Origin of the sequence: Yoonia sp., from assembly GCF_046498525.1 — a bacterium.
In the GTDB taxonomy this organism is placed as follows: Bacteria; Pseudomonadota; Alphaproteobacteria; order Rhodobacterales; family Rhodobacteraceae; genus Yoonia.
The window spans coordinates 1-2,803 of the sequence record NZ_JAWOAN010000167.1 but is presented as its reverse complement, the minus strand read 5'-3'; the positions used below and the strand labels follow the sequence as shown (position 1 = coordinate 2,803).

Sequence of the window (2,803 nt, the reverse complement as noted above, 5' to 3'; positions counted from 1 at the left end):
ATGCCCCTGATAGGCATGGATGAACCGCGGCGCCGCGCCAGCGTCAGAGACCAGCCCCAGATGCTTTGCCACCGCCCCCTGACGCATCCGGAACACGATTACCTGTCCAGCAGCCAGGGGCGCGCCGCTCGCACCGGCAAGATGCCTTTCTGCCGCCGACATCAGGCGTTCTGCCCCCTGCGGTTCCGACCAGTCCTGCGTATAGGCCGGAATCGCCTCGGGCTCCGATCCATAAAGTACGCGCCAGATACCACGCAAAAGACCCAGACAGTCACATCCCACCCCCTGCACCGAGGCCTGATGCAAATAGGGTGTCCCGATCCAGGCACGCGCAATATCAACGATTTGCTGGCTCATCGTGTCAAACTCCCACCCGTGTGCGATTGGTCCGAGCGCGGTACGCTGACCAACCATTCATCTCCGGGCATGTCGGGAAAACCTTGGAAGTTCACGAAATTGCCAAACTTCTCACGACAGGTCGCCGGACGCTTGTCGCATCCCGCTGTCAGGCGCAGAACATCGCCGGAAGCGACCGGTGCATTCAATGGCGACCAAAGCGTCAGCCTGCGTTCCTGCTTACCCACATCCGTCTTGATCATCCCTCTCAGCCCGGCTGCGACACCGCTCAGAACCTCGAGCACACCGCCTTCGAACCAGCCTGCGTGGAAGTTTTCGACGCCCGCAAGCGCAAACACCTGCCCGTCGCTTGGCGCATCAAGGGTATGGTCCAGCCGGTAGGACGGATGATCCAAGGCAAACCCGCACCGTGCATCACCCAGCACAGCACTGCAGGTCTTCAGATACGACCGTCCCTGCATCTGGTTCAGCGCCTCGGTCAGCCCGTGCAATTCGGCCTCGAACCCGCCCGCGCCGCGGGTGATCTCGCCCAGCGTGCCGCGAAACAAGGTCTTGCGCGCGCGCACATCATCCCAGCAAACCAGCCAGACCTGCACCGTGGCACCGTCATAGCGCCCCGCCAGAATATCGGCCTCTGCAATCGCGTCGTCGGACAGCACGCCAAAGGCTTCGGTGTTGTTGACCGAAAGGCCTGTTGTGCTGGCTATCGCCCGTGCGCTCAGCCCGTTTTGCGGGGTAAAGACAACCCCGTCAAATTGCAGGCTTGCATCGTGATCGGTAAACCCCAGCACAACGCCGTCGCGCCTGCGCACGAGCCAGCAATGACAGGTGTGCGTGACACCCCCGCGCAGATGCGCATAAAGCAGATCCGCGCTCATAGCCGCACCTCGATCACAGGCACATTGGGCACTTCGCCCGCCTGAAAACTGGACACCGAGGTCATGATCACGTCGGTATCGAACCGGACCGGCACATCAAATTCATAGCCCGCCCGCACTTCGGCACCAGCATCAGGGGCATTGGCAAAGGTCAGCAAACCGCGGTCATAGTCCACCGCGTAGTCGACACCTTGCCGGAACAGAACCCCGCCCACCTCGGTGCGCACGGACCCGCGCACAGGTTTTGAAATTGGCCGCTTATAGACCGCGCCCCCGGACCGGTATGATTTCGTCAACTGAAAGACGCGTGTGGTTTCATCGCCGACGGCAATCAACTGATCCGAAGCCGCGACCGCGCAGGAGGGCTTGCAGGACAGATAGTCGCTCCAGTCCTTCCAGCGAAACCCGATCAACTGCCCCTGACGCGCCTCAAAGAACGCAATCAGCGTCTCGACATCATCCAAAGACCGCAGACCCAACCCCGCGTCATAGCGCCTGCGGGCGTGGGCCCATGGTGTGTTGCGCTCTTCAAAACCGTTCGCCAGCGTCACGATCTCGGTCCGGCGTTCCGGCCCACCCAAGGCCCCAAAGCTGAGCGAGGCGGGAAATCTTACATCATGGAATGTCATATCGGTTCCTATCTGTGGCGTTCACTGCGGCCCAGAACACGGGACATTTGCGCCGCGATCTGTCCTCGGCTGCGCTGGAATCCCTGCACATCGGGGGTGGTGATGTTCATGTTCACTGTGACCGGTCCGCCACCTGCCCCGCGCACCCCCAAGCGGCCATCAGCGCCACGTGCAAGCGGCATAATCGCCTCTGGCCCCGCTTCACCCATCAGGCCGGTGCCACCGCGCATCGGAAAGGTTGTGGGGCTGCTGACAACCCCACCCTTGGCAAAGGGCATGACGCGGCCCTGAATGAAGCTGCCGCCATCGGAAAAGGGCATCAGCCCCGAAACGGCAGCGTTCAAACCATCCGCCAGCATCCCGCCAAAATGGTTTGTCACCGGATTGACCGCTGCGGCATAGGCGGTATTCACCATCTTCTCGGCCAGTCCCCCCAGCACATCCGTCAGACTGCGGCCTTCCAGCACCAGTCCGTCAAACGCCGTCCGCAAGCCTTGCGAAAAGCCGCGCTCCAGATGGCCCAGATCGCGGGTTGTTTCGATCAGCGATCCCTGCACCGCGCGCAACTGATCCTCAAATGCCGCCGTCATGGCCGAGGTGTCACCAAGCGCGTTTTCCAACGCGCCGATATCGCTTTGCAGCGCATCAATCTTGTCGATGTCATCCATCTTCTTCGTCCTTCACTTGATCAGGAAAATCGCGCAGCAAGGCGTCAAACTGCACACGCCCCATCGCGGCAACAGCGCCAGTGGCACCCAGCATGATCTGCAATTCCGCAGGGGTCAGCGCCCAGAATTCGCGGGGTGGCAGCCGTAACTGATGCAACCCCGCCCGCATCAGGCCCGCCCAGTCCATCCGCTATTCAGGCGCAGCAAAGGCGCGCGCCAGCATCAGCGCCGCAGCCTTTGCAGCACCGACCGGACCACCGGCAATCTCGGC

General features: G+C 61.9%; 5 protein-coding genes and 1 pseudogene. All 6 read right to left on the bottom strand.

The genetic code is table 11. The features are described from left to right. Positions 1-357, bottom strand: a 357-nt coding sequence (locus R6T97_RS10805) for a peptidase (RefSeq protein WP_410349301.1), incomplete at its 3' end; no start/stop codon positions are given. Further along, entirely contained in the window at positions 354-1,235 is an 882-nt protein-coding gene (locus R6T97_RS10800) for a DUF2163 domain-containing protein (protein WP_410349300.1), read from the bottom strand. The genes R6T97_RS10800 and R6T97_RS10805, both read right to left, overlap by 4 nt. Further along, positions 1,232-1,864 carry a TIGR02217 family protein gene (locus R6T97_RS10795; protein WP_410349299.1) on the bottom strand — a complete coding sequence of 211 codons (633 nt, stop codon included), beginning with the start codon at positions 1,862-1,864 and terminating at the stop codon, positions 1,232-1,234. Before R6T97_RS10795 ends, R6T97_RS10800 begins: the two co-directional genes overlap by 4 nt. A gap of 8 nt (positions 1,865-1,872) precedes the next feature. Further along, on the bottom strand, positions 1,873-2,532 hold the full coding sequence (locus R6T97_RS10790; RefSeq protein WP_410349298.1) for a phage tail tape measure protein: 660 nt from the start codon (positions 2,530-2,532) through the stop codon (positions 1,873-1,875). Further along, on the bottom strand, positions 2,525-2,719 hold the full coding sequence (locus R6T97_RS10785; RefSeq protein ID WP_410349297.1) for a rcc01693 family protein: 195 nt from the start codon (positions 2,717-2,719) through the stop codon (positions 2,525-2,527). Before R6T97_RS10785 ends, R6T97_RS10790 begins: the two co-directional genes overlap by 8 nt. Positions 2,720-2,722: 3 nt before the next feature. Then, positions 2,723-2,803: pseudogene (locus R6T97_RS10780) on the bottom strand (gene transfer agent family protein); the annotation flags it as partial.